General features: G+C 42.9%; 13 protein-coding genes and 1 pseudogene. 5 read left to right on the top strand and 9 right to left on the bottom strand.

The window, feature by feature from the left end; all coding sequences use genetic code 11:
* Window positions 1–10: 10 nt before the first annotated feature.
* Both J2X61_RS06490 and J2X61_RS06485 read left to right on the top strand, forming a co-directional pair.
* Complete coding sequence (locus tag J2X61_RS06490) at window positions 11–892, top strand: carbohydrate ABC transporter permease (protein WP_310186674.1); 882 nt, start codon at window positions 11–13, stop codon at window positions 890–892.
* Between the two features lie 25 nt (window positions 893–917).
* Window positions 918–2,552, top strand: coding sequence for a type 2 periplasmic-binding domain-containing protein (locus tag J2X61_RS06485; protein ID WP_310186672.1), 1,635 nt, complete (start codon window positions 918–920; stop codon window positions 2,550–2,552).
* Window positions 2,553–2,828: 276 nt separating this feature from the next.
* Here the strand turns inward: J2X61_RS06485 and J2X61_RS06480 are convergent, their stop codons facing one another.
* From J2X61_RS06480 to J2X61_RS06440, 9 genes and pseudogenes are all read right to left on the bottom strand, one after another.
* Window positions 2,829–2,981 (bottom strand): hypothetical protein, encoded by a 153-nt coding sequence (locus tag J2X61_RS06480; protein WP_310186670.1) that lies wholly within the window; start codon window positions 2,979–2,981, stop codon window positions 2,829–2,831.
* A 209-nt stretch (window positions 2,982–3,190) separates the two neighbouring features.
* Window positions 3,191–3,844, bottom strand: a complete 654-nt coding sequence (locus J2X61_RS06475; RefSeq protein ID WP_310186668.1) for a M48 family metallopeptidase — start codon at window positions 3,842–3,844, stop codon at window positions 3,191–3,193.
* A 164-nt stretch (window positions 3,845–4,008) separates the two neighbouring features.
* Window positions 4,009–4,923, bottom strand: a complete 915-nt coding sequence (locus tag J2X61_RS06470) for an aldo/keto reductase (RefSeq protein ID WP_310186667.1) — start codon at window positions 4,921–4,923, stop codon at window positions 4,009–4,011.
* A 437-nt stretch (window positions 4,924–5,360) separates the two neighbouring features.
* On the bottom strand, window positions 5,361–5,843 hold the full coding sequence (locus tag J2X61_RS06465) for a hypothetical protein (protein WP_310186666.1): 483 nt from the start codon (window positions 5,841–5,843) through the stop codon (window positions 5,361–5,363).
* A 336-nt stretch (window positions 5,844–6,179) separates the two neighbouring features.
* Window positions 6,180–7,358: a helix-turn-helix domain-containing protein gene (locus J2X61_RS06460; RefSeq protein ID WP_310186664.1), complete on the bottom strand. Its 1,179-nt coding sequence runs from the start codon at window positions 7,356–7,358 to the stop codon at window positions 6,180–6,182.
* 22 nt (window positions 7,359–7,380) lie between these two features.
* Window positions 7,381–8,883, bottom strand: a complete 1,503-nt coding sequence (locus J2X61_RS06455; protein WP_310186663.1) for an extracellular solute-binding protein — start codon at window positions 8,881–8,883, stop codon at window positions 7,381–7,383.
* 141 nt (window positions 8,884–9,024) lie between these two features.
* A pseudogene (locus J2X61_RS06450) lies at window positions 9,025–9,132 on the bottom strand (sugar ABC transporter substrate-binding protein); the annotation flags it as partial.
* A 692-nt stretch (window positions 9,133–9,824) separates the two neighbouring features.
* Window positions 9,825–10,097 carry a CD3324 family protein gene (locus J2X61_RS06445; protein WP_274473055.1) on the bottom strand — a complete coding sequence of 91 codons (273 nt, stop codon included), beginning with the start codon at window positions 10,095–10,097 and terminating at the stop codon, window positions 9,825–9,827.
* 179 nt (window positions 10,098–10,276) lie between these two features.
* Complete coding sequence (locus tag J2X61_RS06440; protein ID WP_310186662.1) at window positions 10,277–11,317, bottom strand: Cfr family 23S rRNA (adenine(2503)-C(8))-methyltransferase; 1,041 nt, start codon at window positions 11,315–11,317, stop codon at window positions 10,277–10,279.
* A 2,290-nt stretch (window positions 11,318–13,607) separates the two neighbouring features.
* Here J2X61_RS06440 and J2X61_RS06435 point away from each other — a divergent pair.
* The 3 genes from J2X61_RS06435 to J2X61_RS06425 all read left to right on the top strand — a co-directional run bounded on the left by J2X61_RS06435 (window position 13,608) and on the right by J2X61_RS06425 (window position 14,883).
* Window positions 13,608–14,234 (top strand): DUF1796 family putative cysteine peptidase, encoded by a 627-nt coding sequence (locus tag J2X61_RS06435; protein WP_310186661.1) that lies wholly within the window; start codon window positions 13,608–13,610, stop codon window positions 14,232–14,234.
* A gap of 174 nt (window positions 14,235–14,408) precedes the next feature.
* Window positions 14,409–14,519 (top strand): YjcZ family sporulation protein, encoded by a 111-nt coding sequence (locus tag J2X61_RS06430; protein WP_274473058.1) that lies wholly within the window; start codon window positions 14,409–14,411, stop codon window positions 14,517–14,519.
* 253 nt (window positions 14,520–14,772) lie between these two features.
* The gene (locus J2X61_RS06425) at window positions 14,773–14,883 is read left to right on the top strand and encodes a YjcZ family sporulation protein (protein ID WP_163954161.1); all 111 of its coding nucleotides are present in this window, start codon (window positions 14,773–14,775) and stop codon (window positions 14,881–14,883) included.
* The last annotated feature ends 128 nt before the right edge of the window (window positions 14,884–15,011 follow it).

The raw sequence follows: 15,011 nt of genomic DNA, 5'->3' as shown, positions 1-15,011 counted from the left end.
GAGACAATCAATGAAGCAAAGCTTGATGGACCGTATTTTTATCCTGTTGGTTTATAGCATCTTACTCGTAGTCATACTGATCGTGCTGTATCCCTTGTATTTTGTGCTGATCGCCTCTTTCAGCAATCCGCAGCTGGTGCTGAACGGAGACGTCTGGCTGTGGCCGAAGGATCTGTCCTGGAGGGGCTACGAGAAGCTGTTCGATAACAAAGAGATCATGCAGGGCTACGGCAACACGATTCTGTATACGCTCAGCGGAACGGCTCTCAATGTTGCGCTAACCGTTGCCGCAGCTTTTCCTCTGTCGCGCCGGAATTTCCTTGGCAGGCATTGGATCTCAGGCTTCATGGTGTTTACCATGTTCTTCAGCGGCGGTCTGATCCCCACCTATCTGCTAATCAAGCAGCTCGGGTTATTGAATACCTACTGGGCTATGGTGCTTCCAGGCGCCGTATCGGTATGGAACATTATGCTGGTGCGCACTTTTTTCCAAAACGGGCTGCCCTTCGAGCTGCAGGAGGCTGCTGCCATCGACGGTTGCTCCAATCTAACCATTTTGTGGAGAATTGTGCTCCCTTTATCGGCGCCCATCTTAGCCGTTATGGTACTATTTTATAGTGTCGGCCACTGGAATGCTTACTTCAACGCACTGATCTACTTGTCGGATCGCGATAAATATCCGCTGCAGCTCATTTTACGGGAGATTCTGGTGCAGGGTGAGACCAAGGATATGGTTGACGTATCTGAAGGTTCTCTGTCGGGCTCCGTGCTCGATGTGGAATCTATTAAATACGCGATTGTCATCATAGCGAATTTGCCCGTTCTTATTTTATATCCGTTTCTGCAAAAGTATTTTAACAAAGGCGTGATGGTCGGCGCTCTCAAAGGATAATATTATAACGGAGGTAGTTTCTAATATGAAAGCAACCAAAACGACAGCTTTAGCCCTATCCGCGATACTTACGCTTGGATTATTGAGCGGCTGCGGCGATGCCGCCAATCAAGGGAATACCGCCAAAACAGAGGACAAAGCCCCACAGAACCTGAATGCCACCGGTTTTCCTATTGTGAATGAAAAGCTTAAGCTTACCCTGTTTACGGGTAAATCACCGCAGAACGGCAATAAATTCGAGGATACGACCGTTTGGAAAGAATATGCCAAGATGACGAACATCGATGCGGAGTTCCAGCTTGTCCCGTTTGAAAGCCTCACAGAGAAACGAAATCTGGCGCTCGCAAGCGGCGACTATCCCGATGCCTTCTATTCGGCTAGGATTCCTGTATCGGACCTTATGAAGTACGGCAGCCAGGGCGTCTTCGTCAAGCTGAACGATCTGATCGAGAAGAACGCCCCTAACTTCAAGAAGCTTTTGGACAAGTATCCGGATCTGAAAAAAGGATTGACCATGCCGGACGGCGGCATTTATTCCCTTCCTTCCGTCTATAGTCCCGAATTCTTACCTATGCTGATCGGCACGCCGCTCTGGATTAACAAGAATTGGTTGGATAAGCTGAATATGAAAGAGCCTGAGACGACAGAGGAATTTTATAACTATTTGAAGGCTGTCAAAGCGGCGGACATGAACGGCAACGGCCAGAAGGACGAGGTTCCGCTAAGCGGAATGTTCGGCATCCAAACGATTCAACGTTACATCGGCGGCGGATGGGGCTTCGGGAACCGCGGAGCGGTCGCCCATCCTTACGTGGACGTAGACCCTGCTTCCAACAATCTGAGGTTCTACAGAACCGATCCGAAGTACAAAGAAGTGTTGCAGTACATGAACAAACTGTATTCGGAAGGGTTAATTGATAAAGAAATCTTCACATTGAAGGATACGGCGCTCTATGCCAAAGGCGAGAAAGGTCTGCTCGGAGCGGCATTCGTCCCTCATCCTCAAGCTGTCATGAATCAGAAGGGCTATGTAGGGCTTGGCGCGCTGAAAGGTCCTCACGGGGATCAGCTATTCGTGTCTGTGAAAAATCCGATCGCATGGCCAGGAGCATTCGTCATTACGGACAAGAACAAAAATCCGGAAGCAACGCTCCGGTGGATGGATTATTTCTACGGAGATGAAGGGGCAACCTTCTACTTCATGGGTCAGAAAGATGTCACGTATACACAGAAGCCGGACGGTAAGCTGGAGTTCACAGACGAAGTGAAAAATAATCCGAACGGGTTGACTCTGGATCAAGCGGTGGCCAAATTCACGACATGGCCTGGAGGCAGCTACCCGGGGTATGTGCAGGAGAAATATTTCAAAGGCTCCGAAAGCTTGCCGGAATCCGTCGATGCCGGTGAGAAAGCAGCCAAGAACCTGATTAAAGAGATGTGGTACAGCTTTAACTTTACGGAAGAGGAAACGGCTTTCATGAGCTCCAAAGGCGCCGACATCCAGAAGTTCATCACCGAAACCGAGGCTAACCTCATTAACGGCACAGCGTCCTTCGATGACTGGGACAAGTATGTGGCGAACGTCAATAAAATGGGCTTAGACCAATACATGTCCATCTATAAAGCTGCTTACGGAAGATATTCCGGCGGTACGCGTTAAACGGATAATCCCGATGCAGTTGAATTTGCAGCCGCATCGGGATTATTCGCGTTAACCCAGGAAAAGACTTTTCATTGCTTGATTATCCTTCAAGGCTCCGCTGGCCATGGACGACCAGGGAGAGGATCCACGGACAGCTTTCCTTTATTCCTACAGAACAATCCTTTCGCCACTCTAGCAATGAAGCCAAATTTCCTACCCCAGCCTGCTCCTCTGCTGCCGAATTATCCTTACTCCATCGAAGGATATGGCCGTTGCTTTAATACAGCTATTTTCTTAATGTTCGGTAATCGCACTCAATTTTGTAAATTCATCTTCAATATTATTCATTATTTCGACCAGTTTTATTTGTGCATCAAGCTGTACCAATGCTTCTGAAGCTTCTTCCAACTGTTTGACAAGCGTATTGTAAACATTGATTTGAAGCATAACGACAATCGGGGGATGCAACAATATCATTAGCATTAATATATTCAAATACAATTTCCTATTACTTTATGATTTTCCTTTTCGGTATGAGATGAAGCTTTCACTTAAGATATCCCTTGAGCAGTAAATGGGTAGTTTCCGCCCTTGCGGTTCAAAATCAGCTGGAACCCAAAAATCGGAATGACCGCTTTCGGGTTGAGGTGAGATCCTCAAAGTGTCATAGCATGACCATGTCTCGCCAAAAATTTTTCCTTTTCTTTATAATCCGGCATAATGCTTCCTACAAGTCTCCAAAATGATCGATCATGATTCATATGAGAGAGATGACAGAGCTCATGGATTACTACATAATCAATAACTTCAATTGGAGCCATGGCTAAACGATAGTTAAAGGTTATTTTTTTATCTGAGCTGCAGCTGCCCCACTTAGTTTTAGATTCTTCCACCTCAATCGTTTTGGGCTTTACTTTCAGTTGTGCTTGATATATTTTTATTCGTTCCCCAATAATTTTCTTGCAGCTAGCGAAATAAAACTTCTTAAGCTTAATTTTCAATTCTTCTTCACTCAGATCATTAGTTTCGATTAACTCATGAAGAAAATAATATCTCCCAAGATGAAGGAACCTTCCTTCTTCTTGATATTCTCTTGTCTTAGGGATTTCCCGAGCTTCAGCAATCTTATGCAATTGTTCCAAGATCCTTTTCCCATGCTGTTTCACAACGCTCGTAACGATCTCCTGACTAGTATTATTAGGAGCTTTAACCGTTATGAAACCTACAGAATCAATATGAATCGATATCTTCTTTCTTACTCCGTATAGAACATTAAATTCTATTGTATTGTTTTCAAAATCAATTTTCATAATCATCAACATTTCTAATTAGGTTATTTTAAAAATCGTATAAAAGAAAGGGAACGAGCAAGGGGGATGGATTGCTCACTGCCCCTCAATCCAAGTGCCCGCAAGTCCACTTTCATAGATGCAAGTGTAATATATCACTGTCATTACCTTATATCTCTCTACACTCATCGATGTTGTACATATAGATTTGATCGGGTCAGCTGCCTTAGCAGAATGACCTCTTGATCGGTTAGTGGAGGTGCCTCGGCGGCGTCAATATTTTCCAACAATTGATTTAGAGAGCTGGCTCCTGGGATGGTCACAGCTACAGCAGGATGCGATAGTGCATATCGAATTGCAAGTTGACTTAAATTGAGGTTACTTGATTCTGCTAAGTTCTGTAATTGGGAATAAAGGGTACGAAGTGAGTCTGCTGTGTAATCAAGGTATGTTTCCTGCAGCCTCCTCTCCCCACCGCTTGACAGAATTCCTTTCGCCACTGGACCACGTGCTATCATACTGATCGAATGCTCAGCAAGCCAAGGCAGCACAGCTTCCTCCGGCCGACGATCCAACAAACTATATTGACTCATGACACTAACAATCGACGAGCGGTTTGTATATTCACGAATAACATTTGGACGAATGGACGAGATACCATAATATCTAATTACTCCCTCTCGCTTCAATTGTTCAAAGGCTTCGATCGTATCGTCAATCGGGTCCTCTTGCGTACCGCCATGCAATTGATACAAATCAATGTAATCGGTACCTAACCGTTTCAAGCTATCTTTTACCGCGGATAGTATGTACGCTTTGGAGGCGTCCCAAACCCAGCCCTCTTTGCCCGGAATTCGTCTATTGCCCACTTTAGTTGCTATAATGAGTTCCTCGCGATGACGACCACGAATCGCTGCACCGACGATTTGTTCATTCAGACCTTCATCGTACAAATCTGCCGTATCTATAAAATTCACCCCGCGGTCCAACGCTGTATGAATCATAGAAATTGCCTGATGTTGATCTGTACCTAAGGACATACAGCCTAATCCCACTTCGCCTACCACGAGCTCCGAAGTGCCAAGTCTATTCCGTTTCATTGAAATGTATCCCTCCGTTTTATATCTTCACATTATTAGGATCGGTTTCTGCCGCTGCTTTCTTCAAACATACTGCTACTCGATAAATTAGTTTCTATTATATCATGTGTGTACGAAGAGTACTCGGACATGTGTTTTGGGGGCGACAGATGACGATAATCGCAAGAAGATACTGTACATTGAGCGGGTTTTTCTTTACCAATTTAATAATTTCGGGTATTCGGACCGTACTTAATTATTAATATACTAAAATCCCCGATCGACTTTGATCGGGGATTCGTATTTTATGATATCTACGTACTAAAGACATGTTAAGTTAGAAGTTTCCCTAGGTTACAATTAATCTCAATGTCTAAAATGACAACCGACATTTTTACCTCGCAACCCAAATAATTACCCACCTCGATCTGAGCTACTAAATTGACGTAATTGGATTATCAAGACTTGTATGAGTTTTTCATCATACGAACTTGCCTATCGTGAACCAGTTGCTCCCTAATAATTGCTTGATAGATCGCATCCGGAGAATTTTTAAGCAACTCAGGAAAATTACTGTTTAAGTAAGATTCGATACAAAGAATCTCATTCTCTGTTGGATCTGCTACGCCACGTGGAATTGGTAACGGATCTGGTCGTGTACCTTGGAATCTAGCTATCGCTTCGTTTACTTCCCGATTGACATACGCAAAAGAGACACGTGATTCTTCTGATTCTAATGCTTTTCTTAAGTCATAAACTCCGTTCTCATCGAAGGATATTCTCGTGAATTGAATAAGAATAATCTGACTTGGTACGCTGCCTTTGCTTTCATACATTAAAGTTATTTTTAGTGCGTTTCGGCCAGCCAGATCCCGCAATATAATTTTCCGCTTCTTATCAATTTGTGAAGTTGGAACTAAGTATACCTTATCCTCATTCACGCATAAGAATTTAACTCCCACCGTAATTCACCTACCCCTTATGACCATGCCCAGTTCAGATATTCTAAATTTTCATATAATAACAGTATCTCAAACCTCTTTAAATTTATACCTATCAAGCCCATAAGCCATTGTTGTATTATATTAACTATCAGCACTTAACCGAATATTTCTAAAATAGAGAAAACATCGCTAACTAGCCGCACGGCTCCTCTTCCTTTTCTTGTCAATAAAAAAAGAAGCACCTTATAGCGCCTATTATTGTTTACATAATATTTATTCTGTTAATTATCTAGTTCCACTGATCTCTAAAATCGTCAACCAACTATGAATCGCCTATCGTGTGCGGCAGCCATGTCGCGATTTGCCATTACCCATTGACACGTAACAACTCTGCACGGTACTCCCCCGGCGTCCTTCCGGTTTCATTTTAAAAGCTTTTATAAACGATTGAACTGTCAAATAACCAACTTGATCCGCAATCTCCTGGATTTTCAGACGTTGATCGCCAAGAAGCATCCTCGCCGCCGCGATCCTTCTCTCCGACACTCTGTCCTTAATCGTCATGCCGGTTTCATCCTTATAAATTTTACGCATATGAGAAGTGCTAATAGCAAAAATTTCGCTCAATCGTTCGATAGTCAAGTCATCCGCAAGATGTGTGTCAATGTACGCCGTAATGCTATCCGCCAACTCCTGATTTTTCAGAGATCGCTTCTGCTCCAGCTGATCGAGCACAAGTTCATACAGCGCCTGCATATAGCTCACCATGCTCTGCATCGTTTCCATCTCTAGCAGATCGGTATGTCTCAACTGCTGTATGACCGGCTGAAAGCCGAGATTGGCGTCGATTTCGTAAACACAGCGCAGCGATGAGGAAAATAACTGGAGGAAGTAATGCCTGACCACCTCGATTTGCCTCGCGTGATGCGCAATCATATGCGCTTCGAATTCTCTCAAACCAGAAACAAGGCCATCGCGGTTGCCTGTTTTGAAATACGTCAATATTTGCTTCTCCAGACCAAGCGGGTACATGACAATTCCAGCTTCCGGTCGAACAGCTTCATAATAAATGACCGTATTGCCCCCGTACACGAGCTTTTGTCTTAGTGCAGTGCCCGCTTCCTGGTAGCAATCACTGAGCTCTTCGATACTCGTATGCAGAGCGCTGACGCCAATTGTGAAGGTCATCGTCGATTCCTGGCATAGCAGCGTCAGAAGTTGACGCAGCCAGGAGCGAAGACTGTCGGGCAGCAACTCCGAATCGATTTGCGCTTCCGCCAAATGGAGCGCCAGTACCATTTCGTTCGGTTCTGCTTCCACGAGATAGCCTTGATAGCCCATCTTGCCAAAGGCTTCCTCCTGAAGAGTTTCAGACAGTCGCAGGAGCAATGTATTCCGCTCAGACTCATGCATTTTCTGGGTAAATCTGGTGTACTCGTCCATGGATACGAGCAAGACGATGAAAGAGCCTGTTTCGGGCAAGCTCAAGCCATAATAAGTTAGACGGTCCATGGTATGAGGCGATATCTGTTCGTCACCGCATACCAAACAATGATTTGCCGCCCTTCTTCTTCCATGTCTCCACATAGGAATCCCAGTTAGATAACGGCTCACCGCCTGTAACGAACTTCAGGAACATCTCAACTTCATATTTGGCCACATCAGGTCCTAGTGTATTTTGCTCATCCGTTGCCGGGATGCCGTAGAAGATGTCTGAAATCAAGGTATAACTGGCTGCTGCATCAATATAGCGGTTGTTTTCAATTTGAATCGGATCCTTCGTAGCCGCATTGATTTTGTTTTGGATATCTACTCTGGACACGATCTGGCTTAGCGGATCCAGCCATTTCTCGTCGAACGCTTTCTGACCCTCAGGTGTACGCGCTTCCGTAATGCTCGTATAATGCGTCCCCTTAATGCCATAATGGTTGAGCTCCCAACCTTCATCCGTGGACATGTAATCTAGGAAGCGTAAAACAGCCTCCGGATTTTTCGTTTTTGCTGAAATCGCGATTGTCGCGCCTACGTTACCGAAAGACAGCATGCCGCTTTGTCCTGCCGGTCCTTTGATTCCCGGAGCGATAGGCTCCCATTTCACATTCGGCACAATCTCCTTCATCTTAAGCTGCTGAGTAAGCGTTTGCGGAACGATGGACCACCAGGCTGTGAAATAGCCGATTTTCCCTTGCGCGATTTTCTGCTGCGCCTGATCTGCTTTAATCATGAAAATTTCCGGATCGATCACCTTAGCATCCCACAGCTTCTTGATATAGGCCAGCGCTTCCTTGTATTCCGGCGATACAGCAACGGGTACAATCTTGTTGTCTTTCAAATAACTGTTCATAGGCACACTGCTGGCAAACATGCCAGGCGCAATGCCGTACGCTCCAAATATCGGCATGAAAGTTTCTGCGAAGCTGTTGGCAATGCCCATACCGTACGTATCATTCTTGCCGTTTTTATCCGGGTCGTTGAACGTGAATGCTTTCAGCATCTGCTCGAACTCGTCCAGATTGGTAGGCATTTTCATATTCAAAGCATCCAGCCAGTCTTTCCGAACCGCAGGTACTTCCTTACCAGCGCCATTCTCATACGGAATGACGAACTGCTTGCCTTTGTGCTTCGTCAACTCCCACAGTTCCGGCTTCAAGTTCTTCTTCAAATTGGGAGCATATTGGTCAATTAGTTTGGTAAGATCTAGGAACAAGCCTTGATCTACATACTTCTGGTAGTCAAAAGAGCCCAGTCTGCTCATGTCGGGAATGTCGCCAGAAGCAGCGAGTACGTTGAACTTGCTGTTAAAGTCGTTATTGGGAAGCATCGTTACGTTCAATTTGACGTTAGCTTTCTTTTCAATTTCTTTGGTGGCTGCATTATCGTCTTTCCAGACACGACCGCCATCGGGCTGTGTGAGCGAGATTGTTACTGGGGCAGCAGCGGATGCGGATGCGGATGCGGATGGCTGACTGCTTCCCCCAGTTGCTGCTGGTTTGCTCGGTTCCGGGCTGCTGCATGCTGCGGTCAATGCCGTAGCCATTGAAACTGTACATAAGGATGCGATAACGCGTATTCATAGCTAGGTGGTTGGCAATCGACTACAAAAATGACGCTTATACTTTTATTTTGCTTAAAAATATGAAGTGCGCCATTTTCATCAAACACCTTACTCCCTTGTCTTGATGGCATCGGCTCGCCCGACTAAAGCTTGTGCCGCTTGTTTGACTTCCGAGCTATTCGTGATGGAGGCTTTTACCACCTTAATACCAAGCTTCGAAAGTGCTTCTTCTTAATGTGAGCGCATATGCCCCATATCCCCGTCTTGAATACACAATAGCGGCACAGGTGTAACATCTCTAGCACCGCCATTCTTCAAAATAAACGCCGTTTTCTCAAATGAGCGGTTCTCAAAGTGAGCTAAAACTTATTTTTGATTTACGAAATTAATGATCTCCTCGTTGTACTTGTCTTTTTCATAATTGTCATTGGTAGATTAGCCTTAATTTCTTTGGCAAGCTGATACATTAGTAAACCGTCAAATGACATAGATATTCCTCTTTCGTTAAGGATATTTTCAATTATTTCTAAATGGTTAACTGGATGCAGCATATTGCACTCTTGATTCTCACTAAAAAGAGCACAAAAAAAGCGCTGTACCGGCGCTTGAAATGTGTGAATTTTATTCCGCGACTACAAATAAAAATTTAGAAGTATACACGGGTTCTACACACTGAAATAAAAACACGGTAGCAGATGATTCGCATTCATTTGAACAAGAGCACTTACAAATAAATTATTTCTCCTTTTTAGAAGAGCCCTTAGTTATATGGTATCAGATAAAAATCGTATAAAGCTATGTACAATATGGTTCTGTAATAATTGGTATAAACGTCCCTAAAATAAATAAAAGATGATCCCATATGAATACAGGGATCACCTTTTGACAGTGTAGTGTTTTTAAAGCGTAATAAGGAACACAGTTCAGCCGTTTTTATTGTTATAAATTATTTTTCTGATAGCATAAACAGAAAGGTAGTAAGATTCTGCAAGTTCTTGAATCGAATCACCAGATTTATATGCTTGTATTATTTCACGGTTTCTTCTATCAATCTCTTCCCGAAAACCAGATAGTTCTCCCCAATTTTTATGATGATCTTTTATTGCAGGAATGTAAAGGTATTCACCTTGTACGAAATCTTGCAATTTTTCAACGAGTTCTTTTGGGAGAATATCATTAGCATTAACATATCTCATGTAGACTCACTCCTTGAATAAATGTAATATCTCAACTAGCAAAGCCAGCATGATTGGTGATCTTGTTATTCCATGCAAATATCACCAAATATCTGTTTTTGCATGGAATTGAACATGAGTTACTGTAAAGTTTTGAGACATAATCCCTGCTCCTCTATAGAGATATTCTTAAGTGATTTTTATATTTGCAGCTTTTTGCCGTATAGCTGACCGCATGCGGCATCAATATCTGTTCCGAATTGAGTTCGTACAGTGACTTTGATTCCCTTTGACTTTAAGATACTGGCAAACTTTTGAACCCGATCTTTGTCTGATTGATGAAAGTTTTCAGGCGCTACGTCGGTTGAATTGTAGGGAATCAAATTAACGTGATATAAATGTTCCCAAGAACCTCTGTGCTTTAACAACGCAGCAATAGCTTTCGCATGCTCATTTGAATCGTTTTCTCCTCGAAGTAATATATATGCAATATATACTTTTCTACCTGTATCACGAATATGCTGATCCAACTTGTTCAACACATCTTTTAAAGGAAAACGATTGTTAATGGGCATTAATTCACTTCGCTGTTCGTCGAACGGAGAGTGTAGTGAAAAGGTCAGGTTAACTTGTGAAAATTCCTTAGTCAGACGATCGATACCCGGCACAATTCCGATGGTAGAAACAGTAATTCTCCGATGCCCCAAGCCAAAGATTCCTGGGTTTGTTAGAATCTTAAGCGTGTCGAAAATAGTAGGATTGGCTAAAGCCTCCCCCATGCCCATAAACGATACACTATTCAAGGCTTGACCATTTAAATGAAAGTATAACAGTTGATCGGTAATTTCATCAGTAGTTAAATTTCGTTTCAGTCCGATTGTACCAGTAGCACAGAAGTTGCAACCATATCCGCATCCACACTGGCTGGAAATGCAGTATGATTTCCAGCCGCGCTCATAGCTTAGTTGAACTGCTTCAATGTGGTTACCACCTTCAATGGAAAATAACACTTTATTCACTTGTCTGGATGTCTGTTGCATGACAGGAGTTAGATTTAAAACGTGTTCACCAAGGTTCTTTATTAATTCATTTCTTATACCCTTGGGTAGCATGGTCATTCGGTCATATTCACCAATTCGTTGTTTGAAGATCGCATCCGCGATCTGTTGGAACCGATATGCGGGTTGTTTCAATTCAGACAATATGTGGTGAATCATTTCGTATTTCGAAGTTGATTTCATGTCTTCTCCTTTTAAGCCGGAGAATCGGCTTAAGCACCTTTAAAGGGTGGGTGCTTAAAATCTACATTAACCAACTAAATATAAATCCACGAACTTTGTAGCTATAGTCGCTACGTGCACCTATCAATAGATGGAAAATGCTCCGGCATCCGTTTAGTATGATCGTGAACCGTGCCAACGGACAATAAACGGTTCACCTGAACATTTACAACTTCAAACATTTTTTCAACCTCCTAGTTTAAATAAGCATTGTGTTATATTACAGTTCAACGATTTTGGTGGCGATAATTTTAAAATTCAATATGGAACTCTATTGTCAGCTGCAGAAAAATAAATGAGCTGCAAGAAAGTTACTTTTCTCGCAGCTCAAAAACATACATCAGGACAACCCTTACTCAGGGCTGAAGCAGGTATATAAAAGAGTGAAAGAATAAGTAACTTTTTCCTACGGCAATAAAGAACAAAACAACGCAAAATAGCTTTGTTTTATCCTCTAAAACCGACAGAAAATATTACATTATTCAATCACTCCTATCGTTAAGTTTGGTGTCATCATAACACATGGCCAAAGTCGTTTCAACTAGTAGAGCTTTCGCATGTAAGTTCAATCCGTTCCTTCTGCTGCTCCAAGAACTGAAGTAACCCGAGCAGCGTCGTTCCTCAATGTTCGGCAGCAGCCGTTCGAATTGCTGCAGCGGCAGACCGCAAATCCCGGTATAGCGCTGCCCGCAACATACGGGATCGACCCCTTCTCGTGCTAGGCCGTGAATAGAAACGTTTTGCTCTTAAATACTCTTGTTTTCTCAGTTTTTGACCATCAATACTTTTTAGCAGATAACATTTAAATGGTATGAAGTTGTAGACTGTAAAAAACGGATGGTATGGTAAAGTATGGTTGCACTTTTACCCATGGTGTTCAACCCTCCCACATCTCACGGAGTCTACGCTCCCACATTCCTTCATTCAACCTGTCCAAGGGGTGAGGCCAGAATTCACAAAGCGACTAAGATATCCTCCTGTATTACAATAAAACAAATAGCAGATGCAGCAGATCTACTCCTTGCTTTTGTCAAACTATAGTTGAGGTAGCTGCAGGTTATGACCAACATCACACTAGTAGTGCAACAATTCTCGTTCAGTTTATTCTTTTGCTAATCATTACTATGGCTTTTGTATTGTACTAAAATCCACATATAAATGGGTCTGGACATGTTCATTAAACCAAGCAAAAAGGTCAGACCCACATATAATAGGAAGATCAATAGGATAAGGGTGGATGCAGATGGCTTCTATAATCGGTGCCTCTAGAGTAGTCACTAACTCAGGGACCATAATCAACGGTGAATCGTTAATAATTATGGCACCAACTCAAGTCTCTAAATCTTTCAATGGAGCCAGCGCCGACGTTACTGGTGACCACGCCATGACGTTTTCTTTCTTTAGCGTAACGATAACGTTGACTCCGACCGGTAATGGAGTGTTACCAAAGTATCGAAGAAAGCGCTCTGGAACTGGCTAGAAGGTAATTAATCACGATAGGGGTATCAACCTAGTGCGTAACCATCCACTTGACCCTATATGGATATTGCCAGCCCGCATCCAACTCACCCATCACCCTCATTTAAAGAACAGGAAAAAACGGTCTGTATTCGCATCTATTTCGCGATAAGACCGTTTTTTCTTGTCTTTTTTGTGATGTTGGTTTAAATTGCAAAAGTCATTAAGATAATAACCAAAAGAATAAAGAGAACCAAAACAGCTGCTGCGTTGTTAACACCATAACCTGCACAACTCGCACCACTCATATCTGCTCATTCCCCTCAAGTAAAATTTCATTACGAAATAATCATACGCTCGGTACATAGTCATTGATTGGACATAAGCCTATCTTTGGGTTCATTTTTCAATTATCGATCTGAGGTAGGGAAATAATACAGGTTGCACTACACATCATTTCACCCCGCAACGTTGTATGCCTAACGGTCTGCAGACATATAGGTGATGCCAATTTGCCTGCGGGAGGAATAAAATCCTCTCGTCCCTTAGTTCCTAGGTCGCCTTCATGTACGTAGCCAATGGTGGCTAGCCGTTGAATGGCCTCAACGATTAGAGGAGCGACTCCACGGTTACTCAACCCTTATGCTGAGGCTAAACTTGCATATGAGTTGTCTGTCAGCAAAGACCTTCGGATTACGCCGTATATTTGCCCAGGCGCAATTTTAACTTTTGCATACTTTAATTCTACTCGTCATTGCGGAGGAGATCGGTTGTTGAAACGGGAGTGAAAATTATGAAATGGCGCGATTCTGTGGCCTATATTAGTCTGGGTTCTACATGTCAAACAGCATATCAGCTTAAAAGACTGGGCTTACGAAAATATGCGGGTCCCTTAGATTGGTTTGTTTCCGATTCGATCAGGGGAGTGGTTCGTTTGATAGATCATCGTTTCAACGGATTTATGGAACTTAGCCAGCTTGAACTCATTGGCACTACCAATGAATGCTTTGTTGTAAGAGATAACACAAATGATGTCATATCTTTCCATGACTTCCCTCTTTATCTCACTGCGGAGCGGTGGCGGGAAGCTTATCCCGCGTTTAAACAAAAGCTCAATCGACGCGTAGACCGGTTTTTGAGAACTATTCAAGGTCAACCCATTCTTTTTATTAGAACCAATTCTAAAAAAAAGGAAGCGCAGGAGCTACACGCAGCATTAAAAAGGCTGACGCATAGCAAGTTCCATCTTCTGATCGTGAATAATCACCAGGAAGAAAGCAAAGACGTGATTTACGAGGATTGGGGGCTACGTGGAATTAGCTCGGTGCTTCTACCGAAAGGAGAAGACTGGAGAGGATTTAACCAGGCTTGGGATACGTGTATGAACAGCTTCAAATTGAAAGCTTCGTCATTTCGCTAAGTTTCGTGAAGAAAATATTTTGACCGCTTTCTCTACGGATACCGAAATTAGCTGCTGCAGAGATCATCCGAATTTTTTTGCGAATGAAATTTGGTTCATACGTCCAATCAATCAGTAATTATCTAACATATTTTATACCGTAGTGACAAATCACCCAGAGGGGAATGAGTAAACATGGGAGCAGTAGGTTATGGTGCAAGTTGTGCAGGTTACGGCACAAGCGCAGCGGCTATTTTGGTTCTTTTTATTCTTTTGGTTATCATCACATCAGCTTTTGTATGGTAATTCGTTAATCTAACGTAAAGAATCAACGAGAAAAACGGCCGCGAAATAAATACGGGCCGTTTTTTCGTTGTTCTAATCATAAAAAAGCCAACCTTAATCTTAGGGTGACTTTTTATGGTAAATGAAGGGTGAAAAATGTAGAACGAATGCCGGCTTTTCCAACACTCAATTTGGGTCATACGTCCAATCAATCACTATGTAACGAACATATTTTATACCGTAGTGACAAATCACCGGAGGGGAATGAGTAAACATGGGAGCAGTAGGTTATGGTGCAAGTTGTGCAGGTTACGGTTCAAGCGCAGCAGCTATTTTGGTTCTCTTTATTCTTTTGGTTATCATCACATCAGCATTTGTATGGTAATACATTAATCCAATTCAAAGAACAAAGAGAAAAAGTCACCCTTAATCTTAATCTCAGGGTGACTTTTTTGTTAAATGAAGGGTGAAATATGAGATGAGTAGCTGTGGAAACTGAATCGCGCCGAATGC

This window comes from Bacillus sp. 3255 (assembly GCF_031456485.1).
In the GTDB taxonomy this organism is placed as follows: Bacteria; Bacillota; Bacilli; order Paenibacillales; family NBRC-103111; genus Paenibacillus_E.
The sequence above is the reverse complement of the archived record's forward strand: the minus strand, read 5'-3'. Positions and strand labels throughout refer to the sequence as shown.